Raw genomic sequence first — 23,238 nt, forward strand, 5'->3', positions numbered from 1 at the left:
GGCCTCCTGCGGATGAGTTCGGCCGCAGGCTAGTCAGAGGATGGCTTGTCCTCAATTGACGTCTTACGTCGATTTCTGCCAAAAGCGGATTCAGGGAGACATGGAGCTTCACCATCCCGTCGATCAGGACGATCGCCATTCTCGCCGTGCCCGGCGTCCAGCTGCTGGACGTCTCCGGCCCGCTCGACGTCTTCGCCGAAGCAAACCGGCAGGCCGGCAGAGCGCACTATCGTCTGCTCGTCATTGCGGCTGATTCAGGCACGCTCGCCAGCTCATCCGGCGTCAGGCTCCTGCCCGATCTGTCGATCGCCGATGCCCATGCCGAGGAGATCGACACGCTGCTCGTCGCCGGCGCGCCGCAAGCGGCGGAGATGATGCCCGCGCCCGACCTTCTCGCTTGGCTCCACGAGCGAGCGCCGCGCACTCGCCGCTATGGCTCGGTCTGCAGCGGTGCCTTCATCCTCGCAGCTGCTGGAGTGCTCGACGGCCATCGCGTCACCACGCATTGGGCTGTGGCCGAGCAGCTCACGCGGAGCTATCCGGCGGTGACGGTCGACGCGGATGCGATCCATGTCCGCGATGGCCGCTTGCGCACCGCCGCTGGCGTCACCGCCGGGCTTGATCTGGCTCTGGCGCTGGTCGAGGAGGATCTCGGCCGCGAGGTCGCGCTCAAGGTGGCGAGCCAGCTGGTGATGTTCTTCAAGCGACCAGGCGGCCAGCTCCAGTTCAGCCGCAAGGGCGAGGCCGAGCCGGCCGGGCGCTCGGCGCTGCAGGAGGTACAGCGCTGGGTCGCGGCCAATCCGGCCGAGGATCACAGCGTCGCCAGCCTGGCGCGACGCATGGAGTTGAGCCCGCGCCATTTCGCCCGGCTGTTCCGCAGCGAGGTCGGACTGACGCCGGCCGCCTGGGTCGAGGCGGCACGCGTCTCCGCCGCGCGGCACTTGCTGGAAGGTGGGAAGGAGGCGCCCAAGCAGGTCGCCGCGCTTTGCGGCTTTGCCGATGCCGATACGCTGCGGCGGGCCTTTGCCCGCCATGTCGGCGTGACCCCGGCCGAATACCGCAAGCGTCACGCCCGGATCGGTTGAGCTATTCCGCCGCCCGCGGCATCGCCAGCGCCTCGGCCAAGCCGTCGCGCAGGCGCTTCAGCAGTTCGGCTTCCTCGGCCTTGGCGGCGGTGAGATGGCGTTCCTTGACGTGGCCGAAGCCGCGGATCTTCTCCGGAACCGCGGCCAGCGCAACGCAGAGCGCATGGTTCTGCGGCGAGAGCTTGCCCAGGATCTCGGCGACCAGCGCCTCGTAATCGGCGATCAACCGGCGCTCGGTCCGGCGCTCCTGCGTGTAGCCGAAGATGTCGAAGGCGGTGCCGCGCAGGCCTTTCAGCTTCGCCAGCAGGCCGAAGGCGCCCAGCATCCACGGACCGAAGCTCATCTTGCGCGGCAGGCCGGTATTGGGATCGCGCTTCGCCAGCAGCGGCGGAGCGAGGTGGAATTCGAGACGGAGCTTCTGGCCGGTCGCGCTGTCCTTCTCGAAGGTTGCGGCGAGCTGCTTGCGGAAGGCGCCGTCGCTGTAGAGCCGGGCGACCTCGTACTCGTCCTTGTAGGCCATCAGCTTGAAGAGATAGCGCGCGACAGCCTCGGCCAGCGCACTCTGGCCGGGAAGCACGCTCGCTTCCTTGGCGCGAACCTTCTCGACGAGGTCGCGATAGCGCGCCGCATAGGCGGCGTTCTGGTAGCTGGTCAGGAAGTCGACGCGGCGGGCGACGATCTCGTCGAGGCTCCGCGAGAGCTGGCGCGCTTCCGTCGGCGCCTTGGCCTCGGCGAGGGCGGCGGCGAGCGCAGCCGGATCGTGCGCGGCGCGGCGGCCGAGCTCGAAAGCCTGCTTGTTCATCGCCACGGCTTCGCCGTTGAGCTCGATGGCGCGCAGCAGCGAGGCCCGCGACAGCGGCACCGCGCCGAACTGCCAAGCGTAGCCGAGCATGAACATGTTGGCGGCGATGGCATTGCCGAGGAAGGTCGTCGCCGCCGCAGTCGCATCGACGAGATGGGTCGCGTCGCGCCCGGCGGTGGAGACGATCGAGCGCTTCAGGCGCTCGGTCGGCAGTGAGAAATCGGCGTTGCGGGTGAAGTCGCCGGGCATGGATTCGGCGGTGTTGACGACGACGGCCGAGCGGCCCTGGCGGATCGCGCCCAGCACCTTCTTCGAGCCGGTGACGGTGAGGTCGCAGCCGAGCACGAGATCGGCCTGGCCGGCGGCGACGCGGATGGCGTGGATTTCCTCCGGCGTCGGGGCGAGGCGGACATGGCTGAACACGGCGCCGCCCTTCTGGGCGAGGCCGGCCATATCGATCATGCCGCAGCCCTTGCCTTCCAGATGCGCGGCCATGCCGAGGATCGCGCCGATGGTGACGACGCCGGTGCCGCCGACGCCTGTGACGACGATCGCGAAGTTGCGGTCGAGCGCCGGGACCTTCGGCTCGGGCAGTTCGCCGGCGCCGAGCGCGGAGGCATCCATCGTGCGCGGCTCCGCCTTCTTCGGCCGGGCGCCATGCACGGTGACGAAGGAGGGGCAAAAACCCTTCACGCAGGAAAAGTCCTTGTTGCAGTTCGACTGGTCGATCTGGCGCTTGCGGCCGAATTCGGTCTCGAGCGGCTGCACCGAGACGCAGTTCGACTTGACGCCGCAATCGCCGCAGCCTTCGCAGACGAGCTCGTTGACGATGACGCGCTTGTCCGGATCGGGATAGGCGCCGCGCTTGCGCCTACGACGCTTCTCGGTGGCGCAGGTCTGGTCGTAGAGCAGCAGCGAGACGCCGCTGGCGGTGGCCAGCTCGCGCTGGACGGCGTCGAGATCGTCGCGATGGTGCAGAGTGGTGCCGGGTGGCCAGAGCGTGCCGGCCGGATACTTGTCGGGATCGTCGGAGACCACCGCGATGCGCGAGACGCCCTCGGCCGCGACCTGGCGGGCCATCTGGTCGGGCGAGAGATGCCCTTCGGCCTGCTGGCCGCCGGTCATCGCGACGGCATCGTTGTAGAGCAGCTTGTAGGTGATGTTGACGCCCGAGGCGACGGCCCAGCGGATCGCGAGCGAGCCGGAATGGGTGTAGGTGCCGTCGCCGAGATTCTGGAAGACATGGCCGCGTGTCGAGAACGGCGCTTCGCCGACCCAGTTGGCGCCTTCGCCACCCATCTGGGTGAAGCCGGTGGTGTCGCGGTCCATCCACTGCACCATGTAATGGCAGCCGATGCCGGCATAGGCGCGCGAGCCCTCGGGCACGACGGTCGAGGAGTTGTGCGGGCAGCCCGAGCAGAAATAGGGGGTGCGCTTGGCGACTTCCTGCGCCTCGGCGAGTCGGCCCTGCGCGGCAGCGATCTCCTCGAGGCGTGCTCTCAGCGCCGGATCGTCGTGATACTGCAGCAGGCGGGCGCCGAGCGCGATGGCGATGTCGTTGGGATCGAGCGCGCCATGGACGGGGAAGAGCCACTCGCCCTGTTCGTCCTTCTTGCCGATCACCATGGGCTGGTGGGCGGTGCCGTAAAGCTCTTCGCGCAGCTGGACCTCGATCAGCGAGCGCTTCTCCTCGACGACCATGACGAGGTCGAGGCCTTCAGCAAAACCCTTCAAATCCTGCGGATCGAGCGGCCAGGGGCAGGCGATCTTGAACAGGCGGATGCCGAGGTCATTGGCGCGGACCTCGTCGAGGCCGAGTTCCTCCAGCGCCTGGCGCACGTCGAGATAGGATTTGCCGACGGTGATGATGCCGATGCGCGGTGCTTGCCCGCCGGAGAGGATGGTCTGGTTGAGCTTGTTGGCGCGCAGATAGGCGAGGATCGCGGCGCGCTTGTGCAGATGCAGGCGCTTTTCCTGGTCGAGGAAATCGAGCTCGCGGCGGATGCTGAGGCCACCTGGCGGCATGACGAAATCGTCGGGGATCGCGATGCTGACCCGGTCGATCGAGCCGTCAACCGAGGCGGTCGATTCGATGTTGTCCTTGACGCATTTCAGGCCGACCCAGACGCTGGCGAAGCGCGAGAGCGCAAAGCCGTGCAGGGAATAGTCCATGATCTCCTGGACGCCGGCCGGATTGAGGATCGGCATCATCCGGTCGACCAGGACGAACTCGGTCTGGTGGGCGTTGGTCGAGGATTCCGCGGTGTGGTCGTCGCCGAGCAGGCAGAGCACGCCGCCATGGCGGGAGGTGCCGGCCATGTTGCCATGGCGGAAGACGTCGCCGGTGCGGTCGACGCCGGGACCCTTGCCGTACCAGAGCGCGAAGACGCCGTCATACTTGCCCTCGCCGGAGAGCTCGGCCTGCTGCGTGCCCCAGATCGCGGTGGCGGCGAGATCTTCGTTGAGGCCGGGCTGGAAGACGATGTTGGCGGGCTTGAGCTGCTTGCCGGCGCGGGCGAGCTGCTGGTCGAGCCCGCCGAGCGGCGAGCCGCGATAGCCGGAGACGAAGCCGGCGGTGTTGAGCCCGGCGCGCCGATCGCGTTCATGCTGGACCAGCAGCATGCGGGCGATGGCCTGCGTGCCGGTCAGGAAGATCTGCTGCTTGGAGAGGTCGTATTTGTCGTCGAGCGCGACGGCTCTGAGCTCCGGCTCGGTCGCCGCGGTGCCCTGCGAAGTCTGCTGCGTACCGGCCATGGCCGACCTCCCGACGATCGCACTCAAGTCGACTATAGGGACCGGTAGCGCCGGTCTCCAATGCGTTATTACGTCAGCAAGGCTGTCATAACTGACGTGATATCGTCAAATCACCCTGGGGTGATTCCAGAGTGGCGGAGGCCGCCTGCGCCGCGATTTGGCCGCCTTTGCGGGCGATGCCGGCAGGGCTCACGGCACGGGATTGCAAGGGTAGGCGCGCAAGGCGCGTTTTTGTATGAAGGCTCGGCCGGATTCGCCGCAGATTCGAGGAAATTGCCGCGTGCCGCGATACTCGACGCTCCTGACGCTGCTTGCCGCTGCCGTGAGCTTGCTCGGCCTCGCCTTGCCGGCGCTGGCGCATCCGCACGTCTTCGTGACCTCTCGCACCGAAATCCTCTACGACGCCAGCGGCGCGGTGAAGGCGCTGCGCCATCGCTGGAGTTTCGACGAGGCCTATTCGGCCTATATGGTCCAGGGCCTCGACAAGAACGGCGACGGCAAGATCACCCCGGACGAATTGACCGAGCTCGCCAAGGTCAACATGGAATCGCTGCCGGATGTCGGCTTCTTCACCATCGCCAAGGCGAACGGCAAGGTGCAGGAGTTCGGCACGCCGAGCGAGGCCTCGCTCGCCTACGAAAACAAGATCCTGACGCTGACCTATACGTTGCCGCTGAAGACGCCGGCCACGGCCAACCGCTCCTTCGGCATCGAGGTCGGCGATCCCACCTATTTCGTCGCCTTCGAGATTGGCGAGGAGGCCGATGCGGTGGCGGCCCGCGACGCGCCGAAGGGCTGCATCGTCCGGATCATGCGCCCGCCCAAGCTCGATGCGGCGACGCAGCAGCGCCTGGCGCAGGAGGACATCACCGCGACGCCGGACATGAGTGCCTATCAGGTCACCACACGGGCGCTGGTGGCATGTCCCTGAGCTCTCCCGCCGCACTGGGCCTGCCGCTCTGGCCGCGCCGGCTGCTCGTCGCCTTGCTGGCGCTTGCCCTAGTCGCCGGCGCGCTCGGGCTGATCGCCTGGCTGGCCAGTCTTTATTTCCCGCCGCCACCCCCGCCGCCACGCAATCCGTTCGGCACGGCCTTGCCGCGCGAGGCGCTGCCGGCGACGACGGGCATCGGCGCGGTCATCCTCGCCTGGCAATCGAGCTTCTACCGTGAGCTGACCGCGACGCTGAAGGCGATCGCGCAGTCGCCGGCGGCGCTGCCCGGCCTGCTCGGGCTCGCCTTCGCCTACGGTGTCTTCCACGCTGCGGGGCCCGGCCATGGCAAGGCGGTGATCTCCGGCTACATCGTCGCCGATAATCGCAGCCTGAAGCGCGGGCTGGCGCTCTCCTTCGCGGCGGCACTGGTGCAGGCGCTGGTGGCGATCGGGCTGGTCGGCGCGTTGACGCTGGCGCTGAACGCGACGGCGAAGACGATGACCTCGACGACCTGGGTGATCGAGCAGGGCAGCTTTGCGCTGGTGGCGCTGGTCGGGCTCTACGTGCTCTGGCGCAAGGCCGGCAATCTCGTCGCGCTCGGCGGCGGCGCGGTGCACGACGCTGCAAGCTGCGATCATGTCCACATGCCCGGTGCCGAGGAAGTCTCGCGCCTGCGCTCGGTCCGCGAGATGGCCGGCGTCGTGCTGGCGGCGGGCCTGCGTCCCTGCGCGGGGGCGCTGATCGTCCTCGTCTTCGCCAATGCGCAGGGTCTGCTCTGGGCCGGCATCGCCGCGACCTTCGCCATGGCGCTCGGCACGGCGCTGACCACCGGCGCGCTCGCGGCGCTGGCAGTGTTCTTCAAGTTCGCGGCCCTGCGCTTCGCCGGCGGCGGTTCGCTCCGGGGAGCCCGGATCATCGCCGGGCTCGAAATGCTGGCGGCCGCCTTCGTCGCGGTACTGGGCGCGGCGTTGTTCTTCGGCCTCTGGGCCGCCGGGCAGGGGAGCTGATCCCTACTTCGCCGCCGCCTCGTAGACGAACAGCGTCGACTTGTCGTCATCCGGCATGAAATAGGCGCGCACGCCTTCAGCCATCGGCTCGACCCAGAACGGGTTCTGCGTCATCGGCAGGCCTGACGGCGACCACAGCTCGACCGGCAGCTGGAAGACGGGGCGATTGTCCTTGAGATCGACGATCTCGAAGCCGCCGAGGCGGAAGACCGGGCCGTCCTTGCTGGCGCGGTAGTTGTTGAGCCCGGAGCAGAGCATCCGGCCCATGCCGATATAGTGGCAGTCCTGATAGTCGATATAGAGCGCCGGATTCGCGACGCGCAGGCTCTCCGGCGCGGCATCGGCGTTGGTGACCTTGCCGTCGGCGCCGAGCGGCCAGGCGTAGAAGCGGCGCGAGCCCCAGCTGACGCCGTGCAGCGACTTGCCGTCGGTGTTGTGGACGATGCCGCCGACATGGTCCTTGAAGCGGAAGACCTCGGTCGCCTTCAGCGTCTGCGGATCGACCTTGTAGATGATCGACTGGCTGTTCGGGCGGTACTCGGCGACCGGGATCCAAAGGTCCTTGCCGTCGAAATCGATGCCGCCGGGATGATAGACCGAGCCTTCGCCGAGCGTGATCTCAGCCAGCAGCTTGCCCTGCGCATCGACCTTGAAGAGATGGCCCGTGCCTTCGCCGGTGTCGCGATCATAGCCGTCCTTCGGCTCGGTGAAGCGCGTCGTCGGCTTCTTGATCTCGACCGAGGAGATGAAGAAGGCGTCGCCGATCTTGACCATGCCCTGCGGATGGTGCGTCGGGAACTGCAGCTCGATCGCGGCCTTCTGCGTCCATTGCGTCGACCGCGTCAGCTTCGGGAGCAGCGTGTTGAGCGCGGGATCGGCGGCCTGCGCCATCGTCGCCAGCGCCGTCGCGGCAAACACCATCACTGCGGTCTTCATCGCGATCCTCCTGCGGCAGCCCCGTTATCGGGCGTTGCCGGCATAGTCGCGCTTCGTGACGAGGATGCAAAGCCGCGTTCAGCGCAGTGGGTCGTTCTCCAGCAGGATCGGCTTGCCATGCGGCGTCGCCTCGGCGGCGCGTTCCCAGGCGGCGGCGCGGGCATCGACGCCGTCATGCGAGGCGAGGCCTTTCTCGATCAGCAGGTGCTCGAGCGCCTCGCACCAGCGCTCGTAATAATCGGAACCGTCGCGGCAGCCGCCATTGGCCAGCGCCTCGCGGATCTCGGCGCCGAGCGCTTGCGCCCATTCATCGGCGCTGAAGACGCCGCGGTTCTGCAAGGCGACGACGAGGGCAAAGGCCTGCGCCTGCCAGGGCTCGGCGAAGACCGGCCCCTCGGCATCGCGCGGGATCGGTGTCCCGGCCGCGAGGGCCTCCGCGAGGGCAGCGTCAGGCCGGCTCAAGATAGCTCTCCCAGGCCTCGATGCTGACGCTCGTCGTCGGATCGGCGTCGCGACCCCAGAGCTCCGGCCCGGTGAAGACGACGGTGTAGAGCCATTGCGCCGTCTCGGGCGCGCCATGGGCGCCGGTATCGGGGAAGACATGGCAGCCGGTGACCACTTCGATGACGCCCTGCTTGCCGCGGGCATAGCGCGGCAGGCGAGTATGGTGCTGTGGATGCATCACGATGGTGCGGACCTTGTCTCCGACCTTGAAGCGGGCCGGCGCCGGCGCCTCGCGCTCATAAGGGAAACCGCGGCGCAGGACGGTCGGAACCTCCTCGCCTTTCAGAACGCGCTTGGGCTCCCGGCGCGTGCTGCCGGCGACACCGGAGGCCAGCTCCTCCTTGCTCAGGAAGCCCTGCTCGACCAGCACCTTGTCGAGCGCCGCCAGCCAGATCTGGTAATAGCTCGACGACAAATACTGTGCCGGCGGCAGGCTCTCTCTCGCATGGCGGATACCGTCGATCGTCCAGGCGCCCATCGCGCCGGCAGCGACGTTGATCGCCAGGACCTTCTTCTCCCAATCGGCATGGAAGATCGGCTCGTCCTTCTCCGGCACGACCGGGCCGAAGCCCATCTGGCCGCCGAGGTCGTGGGCGCTGTTCATGGCCTGTCCTCCCAAGTTTCTTTGCTCTGGCGCAGCTTCGGACGCAGAACCGCTTACACTTTTGCTGAAGCTGCGCTGGGCAGGCCGACGCCGATCATCGAGTCGCGGCTGACGATCGACGCCAGCTCGTCCTCGCTCAAGCCTTCCGTGCCCTTAGGGCGCATCGGAATGACGATGAAGCGGGTTTCGGCGGTCGAATCCCAGACGCGGATGCGTTGGCCTTCCGGCAGGGTCACGCCGAAATCGGCGAGGGTGCCGCGCGGGTCGATCACCGCCTTGGCGCGATAGGGCGGTGATTTGTACCAAACCGGCGGCAATCCCAGCACCGGCCACGGATAGCAGGAGCACAAAGTGCAGACGATGAGGTTGTGTTCTTCCGGCGTATTGAAGCAGGCGACGATGTGCTCGCCGCCGCGCCCGCCATAGCCGAGCTCGGCGACGGCGGCGCTGCCGTCCGCCTTCAGGCGCGCGGCATAGGCCGGGTCGCTCCAGGCCTTGGCGACGACGCGGGCGCCGTTGCGTGGGCCGATCTTGGTCTCATAGGTGTCGATGATCGCGTCGAGCGCGCTGGGGTCGACGTAGCCCTTCTCGACCATCAGCGATTCCAGCGCCTTCACCCGCGCTTCGATCGGCGTGAAATGGTTGTCATGGTCATGGTCATGGTCATGATGATGGTGATGGTCGTGGCCGCTCATGGCAGTCTCCTTGGCGCCCTCTCGGTCATGCCAGCCTGATCCGCGCCGCCCGCTCGAACCTCACCGCGAAGGCCGCGAGCGATTTGTCGGAACCCTTCGGACCGATCAGCGACAAGCCCAGCGGCGCATCGTCGCGATGGGCGACAGGGATCGAAATCTGCGGGAAGCCCGACAGGCCCGCAAGGCAGAGCAGACGCAGAGCACGGTTGCGGAAATCCTCGAGCTCGGGCTCGCCGGCGCTGACCAGCGGCGCGACATCGGGCACGGTCGGCAGCATCAGCACGCCGTCCTTGCCGAGCAGCTTGGCGAGCTTCGTGCGGAAGGCTTTTCGCACGCTATCGCCACGCGCGACTTCCGCATCGCTGACCGCCTTGCCGAAAGCGAAGCGCTCGGCGACCCCTGGCCCGAGCGGCATGGCATGACGCTCGATCATCGCGCCGTCCGAAGCCCAGGCCTCGCGGCCCTGAATCCAGCGGAAAGCCCAGTAGAGCGCGTCCATGTCGCTGACCGCGCGAACCGTCTCGGGCTGGCCGAGGATCGGCACGATGCGTTGCACGACATTGCGCAGGATGCGCTCGGCCTCTGGCACGGCCTGGGCGAAGAGGTCATCGGCGAGGAGGAGGCGGGGCATCTCCGGCAGGCTCAGCCTGTCCTTGCCGAGAACGGCATTGGCGGCGCGAGCGAAGACCTCGCCATCCCGGGCGAAGAAGCCGGCAGTGTCGAGGCTCTCGGCCAGCGGCCAGGCCCGCTTCAGCGAAAGCCGGCCATGGGTCGGGCGGATGCCGAACAGGCCGCCATAGCTCGCCGGTGCGCGGACCGAGCCGCCGGTGTCGGAGCCAAGGCCGATATCGGCGAGCCGTCCGGCGACCGCCGCCATCGAGCCGGAGGAGGAGCCGCCGGTGATGCGGTCAGGCGCTGCCGGATTCACCGGCGAGCCGAAATGGGCATTCTTGCCGTTGAGCGAGAAGGCGAGCTCGTCGGTGTGGGTCTTGCCGACAAAGCGGGCTCCGGCCTCCAGGAAAGCCTTCACGATCGGCGCCGTCTTGGTCTTGATCCCCGACAGCGCCAGCACGGTCGGCGAGCCCGCCCCCGTCGGGTAGCCCTTGACGTCGTAGAGGTCCTTGACCGCGAGCGTCAGCCCGGAGAGCGGACCGGAGGAAGCATGCTTCACCGGCGCTTCGGGATAAGGCACGAAGCAGCGGAACGGGTCGTTCTCGATCATGGTCGTCTCAGATCTCCCCCAAGATCCCAATCAGATGCCGCGGGCGTCGCCGTCGGAGCGCGGATCATGCGTCGCCTCGATATGACCCTTCTGGTGCTTTACCAGCATGCCGGCATGGCCGAACTGGTCGGAATAGGCCTCGCTGTATTCCTCGACCGGATGACCGGCGGCGGTGAGCCTTGCGAGCAGCATCGGGTCGAAGCGGTTCTCCAGCTTGAGCGAGATCGAGCCGGCGCCCCAGGTGCGGCCGAAGAGCCAGCGCGGCGCATCGACGGCATCGGCGACACCCTGGCCGAAGCGATAGCGCGACAGGATCTGCGCCTGGAACTGCGGCTGGCCGTCGCCGCCCATCGCGCCATAGCTCATGATCCGGCCGTCGTCGAAGCGGGCGAGCGGCGGATTGAGCGTATGGAACGGCTTACGGCCGGGCGTCAGCGGGTTGAGCGCATTCGCATCCAGTGAGAACGAGACGCCGCGGTTCTGCCAGTTGACCCCGGTCTTCGGCAGGATGCAGCCGGAGCCGTACTCCCAGTAGAGCGACTGGATATAGGAAACGGCAAGGCCGGAGCCGTCGATCGCGCCCATCCAGATCGTGTCGCCCTCGCCGGGCCGGAACGGCCAGCTCGCCGCCCGCTTGCGGTCGATCTTCGCGGCCTCGCGCTCCAGCGCCGCTTCGGTCAGCAGGCTCGCCGGATCGACCGTCATGAAGGCCGGGTCGGTGACGACCTTGTCGCGGATGGCGAGCGCCCGCTTCACCGCCTCGACCAGCCCGTGATGATGGTCGAAGCTCTCCGGCCGGGTGACGCCGAGCTTCTCGAAGATGCCGAGGATCATCAGCGCGGTGAGGCCCTGCGTCGGCGGCGGGAAATTGTAGACGGTCAGCCCCGGCAGCTTCAGCGACAGCGCCTGCACGGCGCGGGCGCGGAAGGCTTCGAGATCGGAGCGGGTGATCGGTGCGCCGAGACGCCCGAGGTCCTCGGCGAGCTCGCGGCCGATGTCGCCGCGATAGAAATCGTCGAGCCCGGCATGGGCGAGCTGCTCCAGCGTCGCGCCGAGCGCCGTGGGCTTGCGGCGGTCGCCCGCCTTGGGGCGCTCGCCGCCCGGCCAGAAGAACTCGCTGAAGCCGGGCGCTGCCTTCACCGCATCGACCTCTTGCGGCCAGGTGCGCAGCTCCGACTCCGAGATGTCATAGCCCTCGGCGCAATGGCGGATGGCGTCGGCTAGAAGGTCCTTCAGCGGCAGCCTGCCGCCGAGGCTGGTCGACAAGGCGAGCGCCGCCTGCCAGCCGCCGATCGCGCCGGCGACGGTGATCGCCGCGTCGGGGCCGCGGGCCGGCAGCACGTCATGGCCCTTCTCGCGATAGCGTTCGATCGTGGCGAGGTTCCCCGCCGGGCCGCAGGCCTCGATGGCGTGGACCTGGCCGCCGGGCTCATGCACCAGCCAGAAGCCGTCGCCGCCGATCGCGTTCATATGGGGATAGACGACCGCGATTGTCGCGGCCATGGCGACCATCGCCTCGATCGCATTGCCGCCCTCGGCGAGGATGGCGCGCCCGGCCTCGGAGGCGAGGCGGTGGGGCGCTGCGACGGCGGCGGAGGCGAAAACCGGAGAATCGGGCATCAGGTTCTTTTCATTCAGGCAGGCGGGACCATATGCCGGGAGGCGCGATTTTGTTGCATGCCGCCGCCGCCTAGGCTAGGCGGTCCATGCATGGGTTCTGAGGGTAAAAGCATGGCGGCTGGCCGCACCAACTGGCGCAACGTGATCATGGTGGTCTCGCTCGCCATCCTGATCGCGGTCGAGATCTTTGGCGTCGCGCTCGCGTCCGGCTGGGCGCTTGCCGGCCTGTTCGAGCTTGGCCACGCCGTCGCCTATGTGCTGATGGGCCTGTTCTCGGTGCTCGCCGCCTATGGGCTGGTGAACTTCATGCGCCGGGTCGTGAAGATCGAGCGCCTGACCCACCGCAGCTGAGTTCAGCTACAGGGCTTCATCACGACCGGATCGGCTTCGGCCGGCAGCATCTCGTCGAGCGCCCGGCAGCGGCTCTCCACGCAGACCCGCCAGTCGGCGGTCGCGCCGGAACGGCGCATCACGACTTCTGGCAGCGCGGGCAGGTTCGGCTTCCACCGCCAGAACCCGTCTACTAGCTTGGCGCCATCAGGCGGGTCCATGCCGGCGCCGGAGCCCTGGATGCGCGCTTCGGCCAGGACGAGGCCATCGGAGCCTTGCCGCCAAACCTCCTCCCACAGCGACTTCTGCACCGAATGCCGCCAGGACAGCGTGATCTCGCTCGCGCCGAGCGGGATCAGCAATGCGCCGGCGGCAAGGCAGATCATGCGGCCTTGGTCGCTGCCGCCCCGCGGCTGGCCCACCAATGGCGGGCGACGAGCGCGGCGGTCAGCACATAGCCGAGCGGGTCGCTATAGGGGAATTCGCCGAACAGCATCACCGCGGCGCCGAAGGCGGCGACGCGCTCGAACAGAGTGAGCCGCCCGAACAGGAAGCCGATCGCGACCATGCCGAACAGGCCGATGGCGACGCTCGCCTTGAGCACCGCATAGACCACGGACGGCCAGAAGCCGATCAGGTTCGACATCGGGTCGCCCGGCTGCAGCATCAGCGCCGGCGAATAGACGGCGATGAAGGGGATGACGTAGCCGGCGAGCGCGACGCGCATCGCCTCCCAGCCGATCTTGTCCGGGTTCTCCCTGGCGATCGGCGCCGCTGCCAGCGCCGCCAGCGCCACCGGCGGCGAGAGGTCGGCCATGATGCCGTAGTAGAAGGCGAACATGTGGCTGACGATCAGCGGCACGCCGAGCTTCTCCAGCGCCGGGGCGGCCAATGCTGCGACGATGATGTAGGTCGGGATCGTCGGGATGCCGGTGCCGAGCAGGATCGACAGCACCATCGTCAGGATCAGCGCCAGGAACAGGCTGTGCTTGCCGAGGCCGATGATCCAGGCGCCGAAGGTGGTGCCGATGCCGGTCTGCGTCATCAGGCCGATGATGGTGCCGACGATGGCGCAGGCGATGCCGACCGGCAGCGCCGTCTTGGCGGCGTCGGCGAGGGCGTTGCGGCAGATCGCGAGCGTCGCCCGGCCGCCGGCGGTGAGGGCATTGAGCAGGACGAGCGCCAGGATCAGCCCGGCGACGACACGGACATCCATGCCCTCGCGCAGCAAGGCGCCGGCGATCAGCCCGAGGCCGATCCAGAAGATCACCCGCAGCGTCGTCGTCTTGAAGCCGAGCGCGATGCCGGCGCCGAGCAGCAGGCCGACGGTGAGCGCCAGCCCGATCGTTCCGGCGAACAGCGGCGTGAAGCCGTGGAACAGCATGGCGACGAGCACGGCGAGCGGCAGCGCCAGATACCAGCGCTCCCGCAGCGCCTTCAGCGGGCTCGGCAGCAAGGCGCGCTCGATGCCCTTGAGGCCGTATTTGCCGGCCTCCAGATGCACCATCCAGAAGGCCGAGGCGAAATAGAGCACGGCGGGAATCGCGGCCGCCTTGACGATCTCGGAATAGTCGACGCCGAGCGTCTCGGCCATGATGAAGGCGGCGGCGCCCATCACCGGCGGCATGATCTGGCCGCCCATCGAGGCGGTGGCCTCGACGCCGGCGGCGAAGGCGCGCCGATAGCCGAACTTGATCATCAGCGGAATGGTGAACTGACCGACGGTGACGACATTGGCGACGCCTGAGCCCGAGATCGTGCCCATCAGGCCCGACGAGAACACCGCGACCTTGGCGGGGCCGCCGCGCGAGCCGCCGAACAGGCCGAGCGAGACGTCGTTGAAGAGGTGGATCATCCCGGCCTTCTCCAGGAAGGAGCCGAAGACGATGAACAGGAAGATGTAGGTTGCCGAGACATAGGTCGGCACGCCGTAGAGGCCTTCGGTGCCGAAGGAGAGATGGCCGATGATCTGGTCGAAGCCATAGCCGCGATGGTTGAATGGCGACGGCAGGTACTGGCCGAAGAACCAGTAGAGCAGGCAGGCGCCGCACATGATCGGCAGCGCGTTGCCCATCAGGCGCCGGGCGGCTTCGAAGACGAGGATGGCGAGGGCCGAGCCGACGACGAGGTCGAGCGTGGTCGGGTCGCCGTCGCGGGCGATCAGGTCGGCATAGAAGATCAGCTGGTAGAGGCCGACGAGGAAGCCGGCGAGGCCGATCGCCCAGCCGAGCCAGCGCCCGGCCTCGGTCTTCGCCTTGAAATTGGCGACGAGGCCGAAGGAAAGCAGCAGCAGGAAACCGACATGGACGCCGCGCACCGCCTGGCTCGGCAGGAAATGCCAGGCCGAGATCAGGATCTGGAAGGAGGCGAAGGCGAGGGCGACCGCATAGGCGAGCAGCCCCCATCTGCCGGGGCCGAAGCCCGGCGGAAAGCCGTGCTCGAAATTGTCGAGCGCCTCGTTCTCGACCGGCGCTCCGGTCGCGCCGGAGAGCTCGTGCAGCCGGTCAGTATCGGCCCCCGCCACTGTGGTCTGCTGCGCCATGGTTCCGCTACCCTCAAAAAGCCAACGGCCGTCATGCTCGGGTCAAGCCCGAGAATGGCGCCCTAAGGCAACGACGCTCTACGACCCGACCTTCAGGCCCTTTTCCTTGAGATAGCGCGCCGCGCCCGGGTGCAGCGGCACGGGCATGCCGTCGAGCGCGTTCTCGAGCTTGATCGACTTGCCGGCCGAGTGCGAGGCGGCGAGATCGCCGAGGTTTTCGAAGATGTTCTTGGTCATCTGGTAGACCAGCTCCTCCTTCACCCCTTCATGGGTGACGAGGTAGTTGACCACGGCCGCGGTGTTCACGTCGGCGGTCTGGCCGCCATAGGTGTTGGCCGGAATCGGTGCGCTGATGAAGGGCGGGCCGGCCTTGTCGATCACCGCCTTGGGCACCTCGACCACGACGATATCGACGGAGGTGGCGAGGTCGCGGATCGAGGCGACGCCGAGACCGGCCGATTGCAGGGTGGCGTCGAGCTGGCGGTTCTTCATCAGCTCGACGGACTCGGCGAAGGGCAGATACTCGATCTTGCCGAGATCCTTGTAGGACAGGCCGGCGGCGGCGACGATGGCGCGGGCGTTGAGCTCGGTGCCGGATTTCGGCGCGCCGACCGAGAGGCGCTTGCCCTTGAGATCGCCCAGCGTCTTGATGCCGCTCTCCTTCGAGGCGACGATCTGGACATAGTTCGGATAGATCGCGGTGATGCCGCGCAGCTTCTTCAGCGGGCTCTTGAAGCCGGCATCCTCGTCGCCCTTCCAGGCGGCGTCGAGGGAATCGCCGAGGGTGAAGGCGATCTCGCCGCGACCCTGCTGCAGCAGCACGAGATTCTCGACCGAGGCCTTGGTCGCCTGCACGGAGGGGCGGGTGTTGGCGATCTTGTCGCCATAGATCTTCGAGAGCGCGACGCCCATCGGATAGTAGACGCCGGAGGTGCCGCCGGTCAGCACGTTGATGAAGTCCTGCGCCTTGGCAGCGACCGGCGTCACGGCGATGATCACGGCAGTCATGAGCCCGGCAAAGCGGCGGCCGGCGAGCAGCGTCGTCATGGTTCCTCCCGAAACAGATTCCGGCTCGGACGGCCGGACTTTGCCTGTTGTAGGCTGGTCATGATGCAAAAGAAAAGTTGTTCCAAAGCTCTAGGAGGACGTCGTGCCGCGATTGCGTGCGATTTCCGCCCTGCTGCGGTCAGGAAGCTCAGGAGATTGCCCTCGCCGGCTGGACAGGCTAGCCGGAAACACCATCTTCCAGCTGACCTTTCCCGATGGAGACCCCCGCCCGATGCAGCCGCGACAGCCGACCAAGCCCCTGATCGACCGCCGCACCTTGCTTGCGGGAGCCGCCGGCACGGCTGCCCTCGCTGCGGCGGGCTTCTCCGGCCCGGCCTTGGCGCAGCAGGGGTTGAAGCTCGGCACGGCCGAGGCCTTCTCCTTCGAGGGGCTGAAGGCGCGCGCCCGCGATCTCGCCGGCAAGCCCTATGAGCCGCCGCCGAACCCCAAGCCCGACGTGCTCGAGAAGATCGACTACGACGCCCATGGCAAGATCAGGTTCAAGCCGGAGCTGGCGCTCTGGGCCAATGGCCCGTCGCCCTGGCCGGTGACCTTCTTCCATCTCGGCCGCTACTTCCAGAAGCCCGTGCGCATGTTCGTGCTCGACGACAGCAAGGCGCGCGAGATCGTCTACGACGAGAGCTATTTCGAGATGCCGTCCGATTCCCCGGCCAAGCAATTGCCGCCGGGCGCCGGTTTCGCCGGCTTCCGCTTCCAGGAAAGCCGCTCCGGCCATCCCGGTCGCAAGGGCGAGAAGCTCGACTGGCAGAAGAACGACTGGGTCGCCTTCCTCGGCGCCTCCTATTTCCGTGCCATCGGCGAGCTCTATCAGTACGGGCTCTCGGCCCGCGGCCTCGCCGTCAATCCCGCGGTCGCCGACCAGCCGGAGGAGTTCCCCGACTTCACCCATGTCTGGTTGGAGACGCCCGGCGAAGCGGCGGAGCATGTCGTCGTCTACGCCCTGCTCTCGGGACCGAGCGTTGCGGGGGCTTTCCGGTTCCGCATGCATCGCGGCAAGGGTGTCGACATGGAGATCGAGAAGGAGCTGCATCTGCGCAAGGATGTCGCCCGGCTCGGCATCGCGCCGCTGACCTCGATGTACTGGTATTCCGAGACCGGCAAGGCGACCATGGTCGACTGGCGGCCGGAGGTGCACGATTCCGACGGGCTCGCGCTCTGGACCGGCAGCGGCGAGCGGGCCTGGCGTCCGCTCAACAATCCCCGGCGCACGGTCGCCTCGTCCTTCGTCGACGAGAATCCGCGCGGCTTCGGCCTGATGCAGCGCGACCGCGCCTTCGACCACTACATGGACGGCGTCTACTATGAGCGCCGGCCGAGCCTTTGGATCGAGACGCTCGGTCAATGGGGCAAGGGCGCGGTCCAGCTGATCGAGATCCCGACCGACGACGAGATCCACGACAACATCGTCGCCATGTGGGTGCCGGAAGCCCCGGCCAAGGCCGGCAATTCCTATAATTTCCGCTATCGCCTGCATTGGCTCGCCGACGAGCCTTTCCCGCCGGCGCTCGGCCGCGTCGTCGCGACGAGGCTCGGCAATGGTGGCCAGCCTGGCACGGTCCGGCCCAAGGGCGTGCGCAAGTTCATGCTCGAGTTCAGGGGGCCGGCGCTCGAGGACATTCCGTTCGGGGTCAAGCCCGAGGTCGTGCTCTCGGCCTCGCGCGGCTCGTTCTCCTACATCTTCGCCGAGGCCGTGCCGAACGACGTCCCCGGCCATTGGCGGGCGCAGTTCGACCTCACCGTCGACGGCACCGACCCGGTCGAGATGCGCTGCTTCCTGCGCGGCGGCGACAAGGTGCTGACCGAGACCTGGCTGTATCAGTACTGGCCTGCCTGAGGCCGAGCCGTCATTGCGAGGAGCGCAGCGACGAAGCAATCCATGAGCGGAAGAGCTCTACGAGACTGGATTGCTTCGCTTACGCTCGCAATGACGGAGCAAGCTAGCCCTCGATCTGGCGCTTCTGGGCCCGGTCGACGGAGATGAACAGCGTATTGGCCGCGCCGGGCTCGATGCAGAACACGTCGAAGCTCGGCGCCTGCGGATCATCGGCCGGCATGTGCAGGGTGGCGGCGCCCTTGCGGCCGGCGAAGGCCATGATCCGGAAGCTCAGCCCGTCAGGCAGGCAAATCTCGATCGCGTCGGCCTTGATCTCGGTCGCGACGCCATTGCGTATCGCTTTGAAGGTCACTCGCTCGGCGCTCACCGACCTACTCCCGCCTGATTGCAATCGAAACAGACGATAACGCCGATACCGAGCGGGTGTGGCAAGCACGATTGTGCCCAGCACAAACAGGGACCGGCCGTGGCTGCCGGCTGAGACGACGGAGGGCTCGTCCTCACCGGTGTTTTCCTCCCGGAAACCACTCACGGGGCATAAGGAGGGATCGACTGCCCAGGGTGCCGCATGGAAACCTCGCTCTACCTCCCGGTCAAACGCTTCCTCGAAGGGCTGGGCTATAGTGTGAAAGGCGAGATCGGGCATTGCGACCTCGTCGCGCTCCGGGACGACGATCCCGCCGTGGTGGTGATCGGCGAGCTGAAGCTGAGCTTCAATCTCGAACTCATCCTGCAGGGCGTCGACCGGATGCGCGTCGGCGACGAGATCTGGCTCGCCGCGCAGCTCTCGGCCAGGGGCAAGGGACGCGAGAGCGATCCGCGATATCGCAATCTCTGCCGGCGCCTCGGCTTCGGGCTGCTGGGAGTCGGCCGGGCAGGCGACGTCGAAATCCTGGTCTCCCCCACTGCGCCGGCGCCGCGAAAGGACCCGCGGCGGCGCTCGCGACTGGTCGACGAGCACCGACGGCGCCGCGGCGACCCGGCCGCGGGCGGAAGCACGCGCCAGCCGATCATGACGGCCTACCGCCAGCAGGCGTTGGCTTGCGCCGCCGCCATGGCAACGGCACCGCAAAGACCGCGCGATCTCAAGCCGTCCTGTCCCGATGCACAGAAGATCCTGCATCGCAATGTCTATGGCTGGTTCGAGCGCTCCGAGCGCGGGGTCTATACGCTCACCGCGACAGGGCGCAGCGCCGTGGCAGCGTGGATTCCGTCGCCGCTTCCCGGCACTGCCGAGCACGATCGGGCGCCCGCCGCCTTGCGATAGATATTGCACACAAGGGAATGGCGGGGTTGCTTGCCTTCAAGTGATCGTAACATTATATCATTCTGTATGGCTCATGATGACGCCCACCATCGCCCGCCGGCCGCCGAGGCTCCTGGCTGGTCGCTTCTGCGGCTCTCGGCCGGGCAGCGGCTCGGCCTCGCGCTTGGCGTGATCCTGATGCTCTGGGCGGCGACCCTCGCCGTCATTGCGTGATTTGAGAGTATCGAACCCGTGCCCGCCATCCGCTTCAGCGATCTGACGCTCGGCTATGACCGCCACCCGGCGGTGCATCACCTCTCGGGCGAGATTGCGCCGGGCAGCCTGATCGCGATCGTCGGGCCGAACGGCGCCGGCAAGTCGACCCTGCTCAAGGCCATCGCCGGGGCGCTGTCGCCGCTCGACGGGACCGTGACGCTCGCCAAGGGCAAGCGGCTCGCCTATCTCCCGCAATCGGCCGAGCTCGACCGTTCCTTCCCGATCCATGTCTACGACCTCGTCGCCATGGGCCTGTGGGGCGCGGCAGGCATCTTCGGCAAGATCGGCTTCGGCCAGCGCAGCAAGATCGAGGCAGCGATCGCCGCGGTCGGCCTCACCGGCTTCGAGAGCCGCAGCATCGGCACGCTCTCCGGCGGCCAGATGCAGCGCGCTTTGTTCGCCCGGCTGTTGCTGCAGGACGCCGACATCATCCTGCTCGACGAGCCCTTCACCGCGATCGATGCGCGCACCAGTGCCGATCTGCTGGCGCTCGTCCAGCGCTGGCATGGCGAGAGCCGCACTGTCGTCGCCGTACTGCACGACATCGAGACGGTGAAGCGCGCCTTCCCGCAGACGCTGCTCCTGGCGCGCGAGGCGATCGCCTGGGGCGAGACTGGCGAGGTGCTGACGGCGAACAACCTGCTCAAGGCGCGGCGCATGGTCGAGGCCTTCGACAGCCACGCCGCGCCCTGCGCCGCCTGAGGCTTTCCACTTTTCTTTTCGATTGAACCGTCCTGAGCCGGGTCATCCCGGGCGACCGAAGGGAGACCCGGGATCCATTCCTGAACCGTTCCGGAATGGATCCCGGGTCTTCGCTTCGCTCCGCCCGGGACGACGGCGTATTTGAACCGAACGCAATGCTCTACGACCTCCTGATCGGCCCCTTCGCCGAATTCGATTTCATGCGCCGCGCTCTGGTCGGCGTGATCGCGCTCTCGGTCTCCGGCGCCCCCGTCGGTGTCTTCCTGATGCTGCGGCGGATGAGCCTGACCGGCGATGCCATGGCGCATGCGATCCTGCCCGGTGCGGCGCTCGGCTACCTCGTCGCCGGTTTCTCGCTGCCGGCGATGACGCTGGGGGGGCTCGTCGCCGGCTTCACCGTGGCCCTCGCGGCCGGCGCCGTGGCGCGCCTGACCGTGCTCAAGGAAGACGCCTCGCTCGCCGCCTTCTACCTGATCTCGCTGGCGCTGGGCGTCACCCTGGTCTCGCTGCGCGGCTCGGCGGTCGATCTCTTCCATGTCCTGTTCGGCAATGTGCTGGCGCTCGACGACGACGTGCTGGTCCTGCTCTCCGGCGTCGCCAGTTTGACCCTCGGCGTGCTGGCGCTGGCCTACCGGCCGCTGGTGCTCGAATGCGTCGATCCCGGCTTCCTGCGCTCGGTCAGCCGCTCCGGCGGCGTCGTGCATCTCACCTTCCTTGGGCTCGTCGTGATCAACCTCGTCGCCGGCTTCCACGCGCTCGGCACGTTGCTCGCCGTCGGGCTGATGATGCTTCCGGCTGCCGCGGCGCGCTTCTGGACCGCCGACATCACCCGGTTGATCCTGCTCGCTTCGGGCTTCGGCATGGCCTCTGGGTATATTGGCCTCGTCGCCTCCTATGCCGCCGGCAGCAATCTCCCGGCCGGGCCGGCGATCATTCTGTCGGCCGGCGCGCTCTATCTCGGCTCGCTCCTGCTGGGATCGCAGGGCGGGCTTGCGCGGCGGCTCTTGCCGAGGGCTCATCTCCAGCGCTAGTAATGTTATAGTGTTTCAATAGCGCGAGAGTCATCATGCTGAACCGTCGCTCCGTCCTCCTCGGCCTTGCCGCCGGCGTCGCCCTGCCATTGCCGGCCTTCGCCCAGGAGAAACTGCCCGTCGTCGCCAGCTTCTCGATCCTTGGCGATTTCGTGCGCGAGATCGGTGGCGAGCGCGTCGCGGTGAGCACCCTTGTCGGGCCCGATGGCGACGCCCACGTCTATTCGCCAACGCCCGCCGATGCGAAGACGGTGGCAGGCGCCAAGCTCGTCGTCGTCAACGGGCTGAAGTTCGAGGGCTGGCTGACCCGGCTGGTGAAATCGTCGGGCACCAAGGCGACGGTCGCCACCGCAACCGCCGGCATCACGCCGCTCAAGATGGCCGACGACCATGGCCACGGCCATGGCGGCGAGGACCCGCACGCCTGGCAGAGCGTCGCCGACGCCAGGCTCTATGTCGGCAATGTCAGGGATGCGCTGGTTGCAGCCGATCCGGCCGGCAAGGCCATCTACGAAGCCAATGCCGCCGCCTATCTGACCAAGCTCGATGCGCTCGAAACCGAGATCAAGGCCGCGGTCGCGCGCATTCCGGCCGACCGGCGCAAGGCGATCACCTCGCATGACGCCTTCGGCTATTTCGTGAAGGCCTACGGCATCGCCTTCATCGCGCCGCAGGGCGTCTCGACCGAGGCCGAGGCCTCAGCCAAGGACGTCGCCCGCATCATCCGCCAGATCAAGGCGGAGAAGGTGCCGGCCGTCTTCCTCGAGAACATCACCAATCCGCGCCTGGCCGAGCAAATCGCCAAAGAGAGCGGCGCGAAGATCGGCGGGCGGCTCTATTCCGATGCGCTTTCGGCCGAGAACGGTCCGGCCGGGACTTACATCGCGATGATGAAACACAATATAAGCCAGATCGAGAAGGCGCTCGTCGCCGGCCCGGCCTGACCGGATCGCGATCATCGCAGCGCCACCAACCAGGTCGTTTCCCATGTCCGAGAAGATTCCCGTCACGGTGCTCACCGGCTATCTGGGCGCCGGCAAGACCACGCTCCTCAATCGCATCCTCACCGAGGACCACGGCAAGAAATTCGCCGTGATCGTCAACGAGTTCGGCGAGACCGGCATCGATGGCGATCTCGTCGTCGGCGCCGACGAGGAAGTGTTCGAGATGAACAATGGCTGCATCTGCTGCACGGTGCGCGGCGACCTGATCCGCATCCTCGACGGCCTTATGAAGCGCAAGGGCAAGTTCGACGCGATCATCGTCGAGACCACGGGTCTCGCCGATCCCGCCCCGGTCGCCCAGACCTTCTTCGTCGACCAGGATGTCGGCGACGCCACCAAGCTCGACGCGGTCGTGACCGTGACCGATGCCAAGTGGCTGAAGGACCGGCTCAAGGACGCGCCGGAGGCCAAGAACCAGATCGCCTTCGCCGACGTGATCATCCTGAACAAGACCGATCTCGTCAGCCCTGAGGAGCTCGCTGAGGTCGAGGCGACGATCCGCGCGATCAACCCCTATGCCAAGCTGCACAAGACGACGCGCTGCGACCTGCCGATCGCCGATCTGCTCGATCGCAACGCCTTCGATCTCGACCGCATCCTCGACATCGAGCCCGATTTTCTCGAAGCGGGCCACCATCATCATCACTCGGAGGACGTCCGCTCGATGTCCTTCACCATCCCCGGCGATGTCGATCCCGAGAAGTTCATGCCCTGGATCAACGACATCAGCCAGGTGCAGGGGCCGAACATCCTGCGCTCCAAGGGCATCCTCGCTTTCAAGGACGAGCCGCGCCGCTTCGTCTTCCAGGGCGTGCACATGATCCTCGACGGCGATCTGCAGCGCGACTGGAAGTCCGGCGAGAAGCGGGAATCGCGTCTCGTCTTCATCGGCCGCGATCTCGACGAGGCGGCGCTGCGCAAGGGGTTCATGGCCTGCGCCGCTTAAGCGTCCCGGCAGTCCCGAGGAGGCCGAAGGCTTAGGCCCGGCCTCGGCCGTTACGATGGAGAGCCGGGGCGAGCCCCCGGCTGCAGGGCTTGCCTCTCG

22 protein-coding genes are annotated in these 23,238 nt (G+C 67.4%); 11 read left to right on the forward strand and 11 right to left on the reverse strand.

Annotated elements, in window-relative coordinates:
- Positions 1-122 precede the first annotated feature (122 nt).
- Entirely contained in the window at positions 123-1,085 is a 963-nt protein-coding gene (locus AC3WLC_RS08220; RefSeq protein ID WP_493684516.1) for a GlxA family transcriptional regulator, read from the forward strand.
- 1 nt (position 1,086) lies between these two features.
- Here the strand turns inward: AC3WLC_RS08220 and AC3WLC_RS08225 are convergent, their stop codons facing one another.
- On the reverse strand, positions 1,087-4,641 hold the full coding sequence (locus AC3WLC_RS08225; protein ID WP_493683443.1) for an indolepyruvate ferredoxin oxidoreductase family protein: 3,555 nt from the start codon (positions 4,639-4,641) through the stop codon (positions 1,087-1,089).
- A gap of 280 nt (positions 4,642-4,921) precedes the next feature.
- Here AC3WLC_RS08225 and AC3WLC_RS08230 point away from each other — a divergent pair, with 280 nt between their 5' ends.
- Both AC3WLC_RS08230 and AC3WLC_RS08235 read left to right on the forward strand, forming a co-directional pair.
- On the forward strand, positions 4,922-5,572 hold the full coding sequence (locus AC3WLC_RS08230; RefSeq protein WP_493683444.1) for a DUF1007 family protein: 651 nt from the start codon (positions 4,922-4,924) through the stop codon (positions 5,570-5,572).
- Positions 5,563-6,579 carry a nickel/cobalt transporter gene (locus AC3WLC_RS08235; protein WP_493683445.1) on the forward strand — a complete coding sequence of 339 codons (1,017 nt, stop codon included), beginning with the start codon at positions 5,563-5,565 and terminating at the stop codon, positions 6,577-6,579. Before AC3WLC_RS08230 ends, AC3WLC_RS08235 begins: the two co-directional genes overlap by 10 nt.
- A 3-nt stretch (positions 6,580-6,582) precedes the next feature.
- Here the strand turns inward: AC3WLC_RS08235 and AC3WLC_RS08240 are convergent, their stop codons facing one another.
- The 6 genes from AC3WLC_RS08240 to AC3WLC_RS08265 form a co-directional block, all read right to left on the reverse strand.
- Positions 6,583-7,515 (reverse strand): DUF6454 family protein, encoded by a 933-nt coding sequence (locus tag AC3WLC_RS08240; RefSeq protein WP_493683446.1) that lies wholly within the window; start codon positions 7,513-7,515, stop codon positions 6,583-6,585.
- A 78-nt stretch (positions 7,516-7,593) separates the two neighbouring features.
- Positions 7,594-7,977 (reverse strand): nitrile hydratase accessory protein, encoded by a 384-nt coding sequence (locus AC3WLC_RS08245; RefSeq protein WP_493683447.1) that lies wholly within the window; start codon positions 7,975-7,977, stop codon positions 7,594-7,596.
- A complete protein-coding gene (gene nthB, locus AC3WLC_RS08250) occupies positions 7,964-8,623 on the reverse strand; it encodes a nitrile hydratase subunit beta (protein WP_493683448.1) in 660 nt (219 codons plus the stop codon). Before nthB ends, AC3WLC_RS08245 begins: the two co-directional genes overlap by 14 nt.
- Positions 8,624-8,676: 53 nt before the next feature.
- Positions 8,677-9,318 (reverse strand): nitrile hydratase subunit alpha, encoded by a 642-nt coding sequence (gene nthA / locus AC3WLC_RS08255; protein ID WP_493683449.1) that lies wholly within the window; start codon positions 9,316-9,318, stop codon positions 8,677-8,679.
- A 25-nt stretch (positions 9,319-9,343) separates the two neighbouring features.
- Positions 9,344-10,540 carry an amidase gene (locus AC3WLC_RS08260; protein ID WP_493683450.1) on the reverse strand — a complete coding sequence of 399 codons (1,197 nt, stop codon included), beginning with the start codon at positions 10,538-10,540 and terminating at the stop codon, positions 9,344-9,346.
- A 30-nt stretch (positions 10,541-10,570) separates the two neighbouring features.
- Positions 10,571-12,160 (reverse strand): gamma-glutamyltransferase family protein, encoded by a 1,590-nt coding sequence (locus tag AC3WLC_RS08265; RefSeq protein WP_493683451.1) that lies wholly within the window; start codon positions 12,158-12,160, stop codon positions 10,571-10,573.
- A 111-nt stretch (positions 12,161-12,271) separates the two neighbouring features.
- Between AC3WLC_RS08265 and AC3WLC_RS08270 the strand changes: the two genes are divergently transcribed.
- Positions 12,272-12,511 (forward strand): hypothetical protein, encoded by a 240-nt coding sequence (locus AC3WLC_RS08270; protein ID WP_326872485.1) that lies wholly within the window; start codon positions 12,272-12,274, stop codon positions 12,509-12,511.
- Between the two features lie 2 nt (positions 12,512-12,513).
- Here AC3WLC_RS08270 and AC3WLC_RS08275 read toward each other — a convergent pair whose 3' ends face one another.
- The 3 genes from AC3WLC_RS08275 to AC3WLC_RS08285 all read right to left on the reverse strand — a co-directional run bounded on the left by AC3WLC_RS08275 (position 12,514) and on the right by AC3WLC_RS08285 (position 16,040).
- Positions 12,514-12,876, reverse strand: a complete 363-nt coding sequence (locus AC3WLC_RS08275; RefSeq protein WP_493683452.1) for a DUF1850 domain-containing protein — start codon at positions 12,874-12,876, stop codon at positions 12,514-12,516.
- A complete protein-coding gene (locus tag AC3WLC_RS08280; RefSeq protein WP_493683453.1) occupies positions 12,873-15,032 on the reverse strand; it encodes a TRAP transporter permease in 2,160 nt (719 codons plus the stop codon). Before AC3WLC_RS08280 ends, AC3WLC_RS08275 begins: the two co-directional genes overlap by 4 nt.
- A gap of 78 nt (positions 15,033-15,110) precedes the next feature.
- Entirely contained in the window at positions 15,111-16,040 is a 930-nt protein-coding gene (locus tag AC3WLC_RS08285; RefSeq protein ID WP_493684517.1) for a TAXI family TRAP transporter solute-binding subunit, read from the reverse strand.
- Positions 16,041-16,311: 271 nt separating this feature from the next.
- On the opposite strand from AC3WLC_RS08285, the gene AC3WLC_RS08290 reads away from it, so the two are divergent.
- Positions 16,312-17,934, forward strand: coding sequence for an OpgD/OpgG family glucan biosynthesis protein (locus AC3WLC_RS08290; RefSeq protein ID WP_493683454.1), 1,623 nt, complete (start codon positions 16,312-16,314; stop codon positions 17,932-17,934).
- A gap of 103 nt (positions 17,935-18,037) precedes the next feature.
- Here AC3WLC_RS08290 and AC3WLC_RS08295 read toward each other — a convergent pair whose 3' ends face one another.
- Positions 18,038-18,301, reverse strand: coding sequence for a hypothetical protein (locus tag AC3WLC_RS08295; protein WP_346357676.1), 264 nt, complete (start codon positions 18,299-18,301; stop codon positions 18,038-18,040).
- 201 nt (positions 18,302-18,502) lie between these two features.
- Between AC3WLC_RS08295 and AC3WLC_RS08300 the strand changes: the two genes are divergently transcribed.
- The 6 genes from AC3WLC_RS08300 to AC3WLC_RS08325 all read left to right on the forward strand — a co-directional run bounded on the left by AC3WLC_RS08300 (position 18,503) and on the right by AC3WLC_RS08325 (position 23,139).
- Positions 18,503-19,201 (forward strand): DUF2161 domain-containing phosphodiesterase, encoded by a 699-nt coding sequence (locus AC3WLC_RS08300; protein WP_493683455.1) that lies wholly within the window; start codon positions 18,503-18,505, stop codon positions 19,199-19,201.
- Between the two features lie 66 nt (positions 19,202-19,267).
- Entirely contained in the window at positions 19,268-19,414 is a 147-nt protein-coding gene (locus tag AC3WLC_RS08305; protein WP_493683456.1) for a hypothetical protein, read from the forward strand.
- Positions 19,415-19,432: 18 nt separating this feature from the next.
- A complete protein-coding gene (gene aztA / locus AC3WLC_RS08310; RefSeq protein ID WP_493683457.1) occupies positions 19,433-20,158 on the forward strand; it encodes a zinc ABC transporter ATP-binding protein AztA in 726 nt (241 codons plus the stop codon).
- 155 nt (positions 20,159-20,313) lie between these two features.
- Positions 20,314-21,189 carry a metal ABC transporter permease gene (locus AC3WLC_RS08315; RefSeq protein ID WP_493683458.1) on the forward strand — a complete coding sequence of 292 codons (876 nt, stop codon included), beginning with the start codon at positions 20,314-20,316 and terminating at the stop codon, positions 21,187-21,189.
- Between the two features lie 35 nt (positions 21,190-21,224).
- Positions 21,225-22,133 carry a metal ABC transporter substrate-binding protein gene (locus tag AC3WLC_RS08320; protein ID WP_493683459.1) on the forward strand — a complete coding sequence of 303 codons (909 nt, stop codon included), beginning with the start codon at positions 21,225-21,227 and terminating at the stop codon, positions 22,131-22,133.
- Positions 22,134-22,176: 43 nt separating this feature from the next.
- On the forward strand, positions 22,177-23,139 hold the full coding sequence (locus AC3WLC_RS08325; protein WP_493683460.1) for a CobW family GTP-binding protein: 963 nt from the start codon (positions 22,177-22,179) through the stop codon (positions 23,137-23,139).
- Positions 23,140-23,238: the final 99 nt, after the last annotated feature.

Source organism: Allobosea sp. GW821-FHT03A12 (genome assembly GCF_058986765.1).

Bases quoted from the DNA above. Each gene is read 5' to 3' on its own strand.
- AC3WLC_RS08225 (WP_493683443.1), bottom strand. From the start codon at position 4,641: ATGGCCGGTACGCAGCAGACTTCGCAGGGCACCGCGGCGACCGAGCCG.
- AC3WLC_RS08235 (WP_493683445.1), top strand. From the start codon at position 5,563: ATGTCCCTGAGCTCTCCCGCCGCACTGGGCCTGCCGCTCTGGCCGCGC.
- AC3WLC_RS08240 (WP_493683446.1), bottom strand. From the start codon at position 7,515: ATGAAGACCGCAGTGATGGTGTTTGCCGCGACGGCGCTGGCGACGATG.
- nthB (WP_493683448.1), bottom strand. From the start codon at position 8,623: ATGAACAGCGCCCACGACCTCGGCGGCCAGATGGGCTTCGGCCCGGTC.
- nthA (WP_493683449.1), bottom strand. From the start codon at position 9,318: ATGAGCGGCCACGACCATCACCATCATCATGACCATGACCATGACCAT.
- AC3WLC_RS08260 (WP_493683450.1), bottom strand. From the start codon at position 10,540: ATGATCGAGAACGACCCGTTCCGCTGCTTCGTGCCTTATCCCGAAGCG.
- AC3WLC_RS08265 (WP_493683451.1), bottom strand. From the start codon at position 12,160: ATGCCCGATTCTCCGGTTTTCGCCTCCGCCGCCGTCGCAGCGCCCCAC.
- AC3WLC_RS08270 (WP_326872485.1), top strand. From the start codon at position 12,272: ATGGCGGCTGGCCGCACCAACTGGCGCAACGTGATCATGGTGGTCTCG.
- AC3WLC_RS08275 (WP_493683452.1), bottom strand. From the start codon at position 12,876: ATGATCTGCCTTGCCGCCGGCGCATTGCTGATCCCGCTCGGCGCGAGC.
- AC3WLC_RS08280 (WP_493683453.1), bottom strand. From the start codon at position 15,032: ATGGCGCAGCAGACCACAGTGGCGGGGGCCGATACTGACCGGCTGCAC.
- AC3WLC_RS08285 (WP_493684517.1), bottom strand. From the start codon at position 16,040: ATGACTGCCGTGATCATCGCCGTGACGCCGGTCGCTGCCAAGGCGCAG.
- AC3WLC_RS08290 (WP_493683454.1), top strand. From the start codon at position 16,312: ATGCAGCCGCGACAGCCGACCAAGCCCCTGATCGACCGCCGCACCTTG.
- AC3WLC_RS08300 (WP_493683455.1), top strand. From the start codon at position 18,503: ATGGAAACCTCGCTCTACCTCCCGGTCAAACGCTTCCTCGAAGGGCTG.
- AC3WLC_RS08305 (WP_493683456.1), top strand. From the start codon at position 19,268: ATGGCTCATGATGACGCCCACCATCGCCCGCCGGCCGCCGAGGCTCCT.
- AC3WLC_RS08315 (WP_493683458.1), top strand. From the start codon at position 20,314: ATGCTCTACGACCTCCTGATCGGCCCCTTCGCCGAATTCGATTTCATG.
- AC3WLC_RS08320 (WP_493683459.1), top strand. From the start codon at position 21,225: ATGCTGAACCGTCGCTCCGTCCTCCTCGGCCTTGCCGCCGGCGTCGCC.
- AC3WLC_RS08325 (WP_493683460.1), top strand. From the start codon at position 22,177: ATGTCCGAGAAGATTCCCGTCACGGTGCTCACCGGCTATCTGGGCGCC.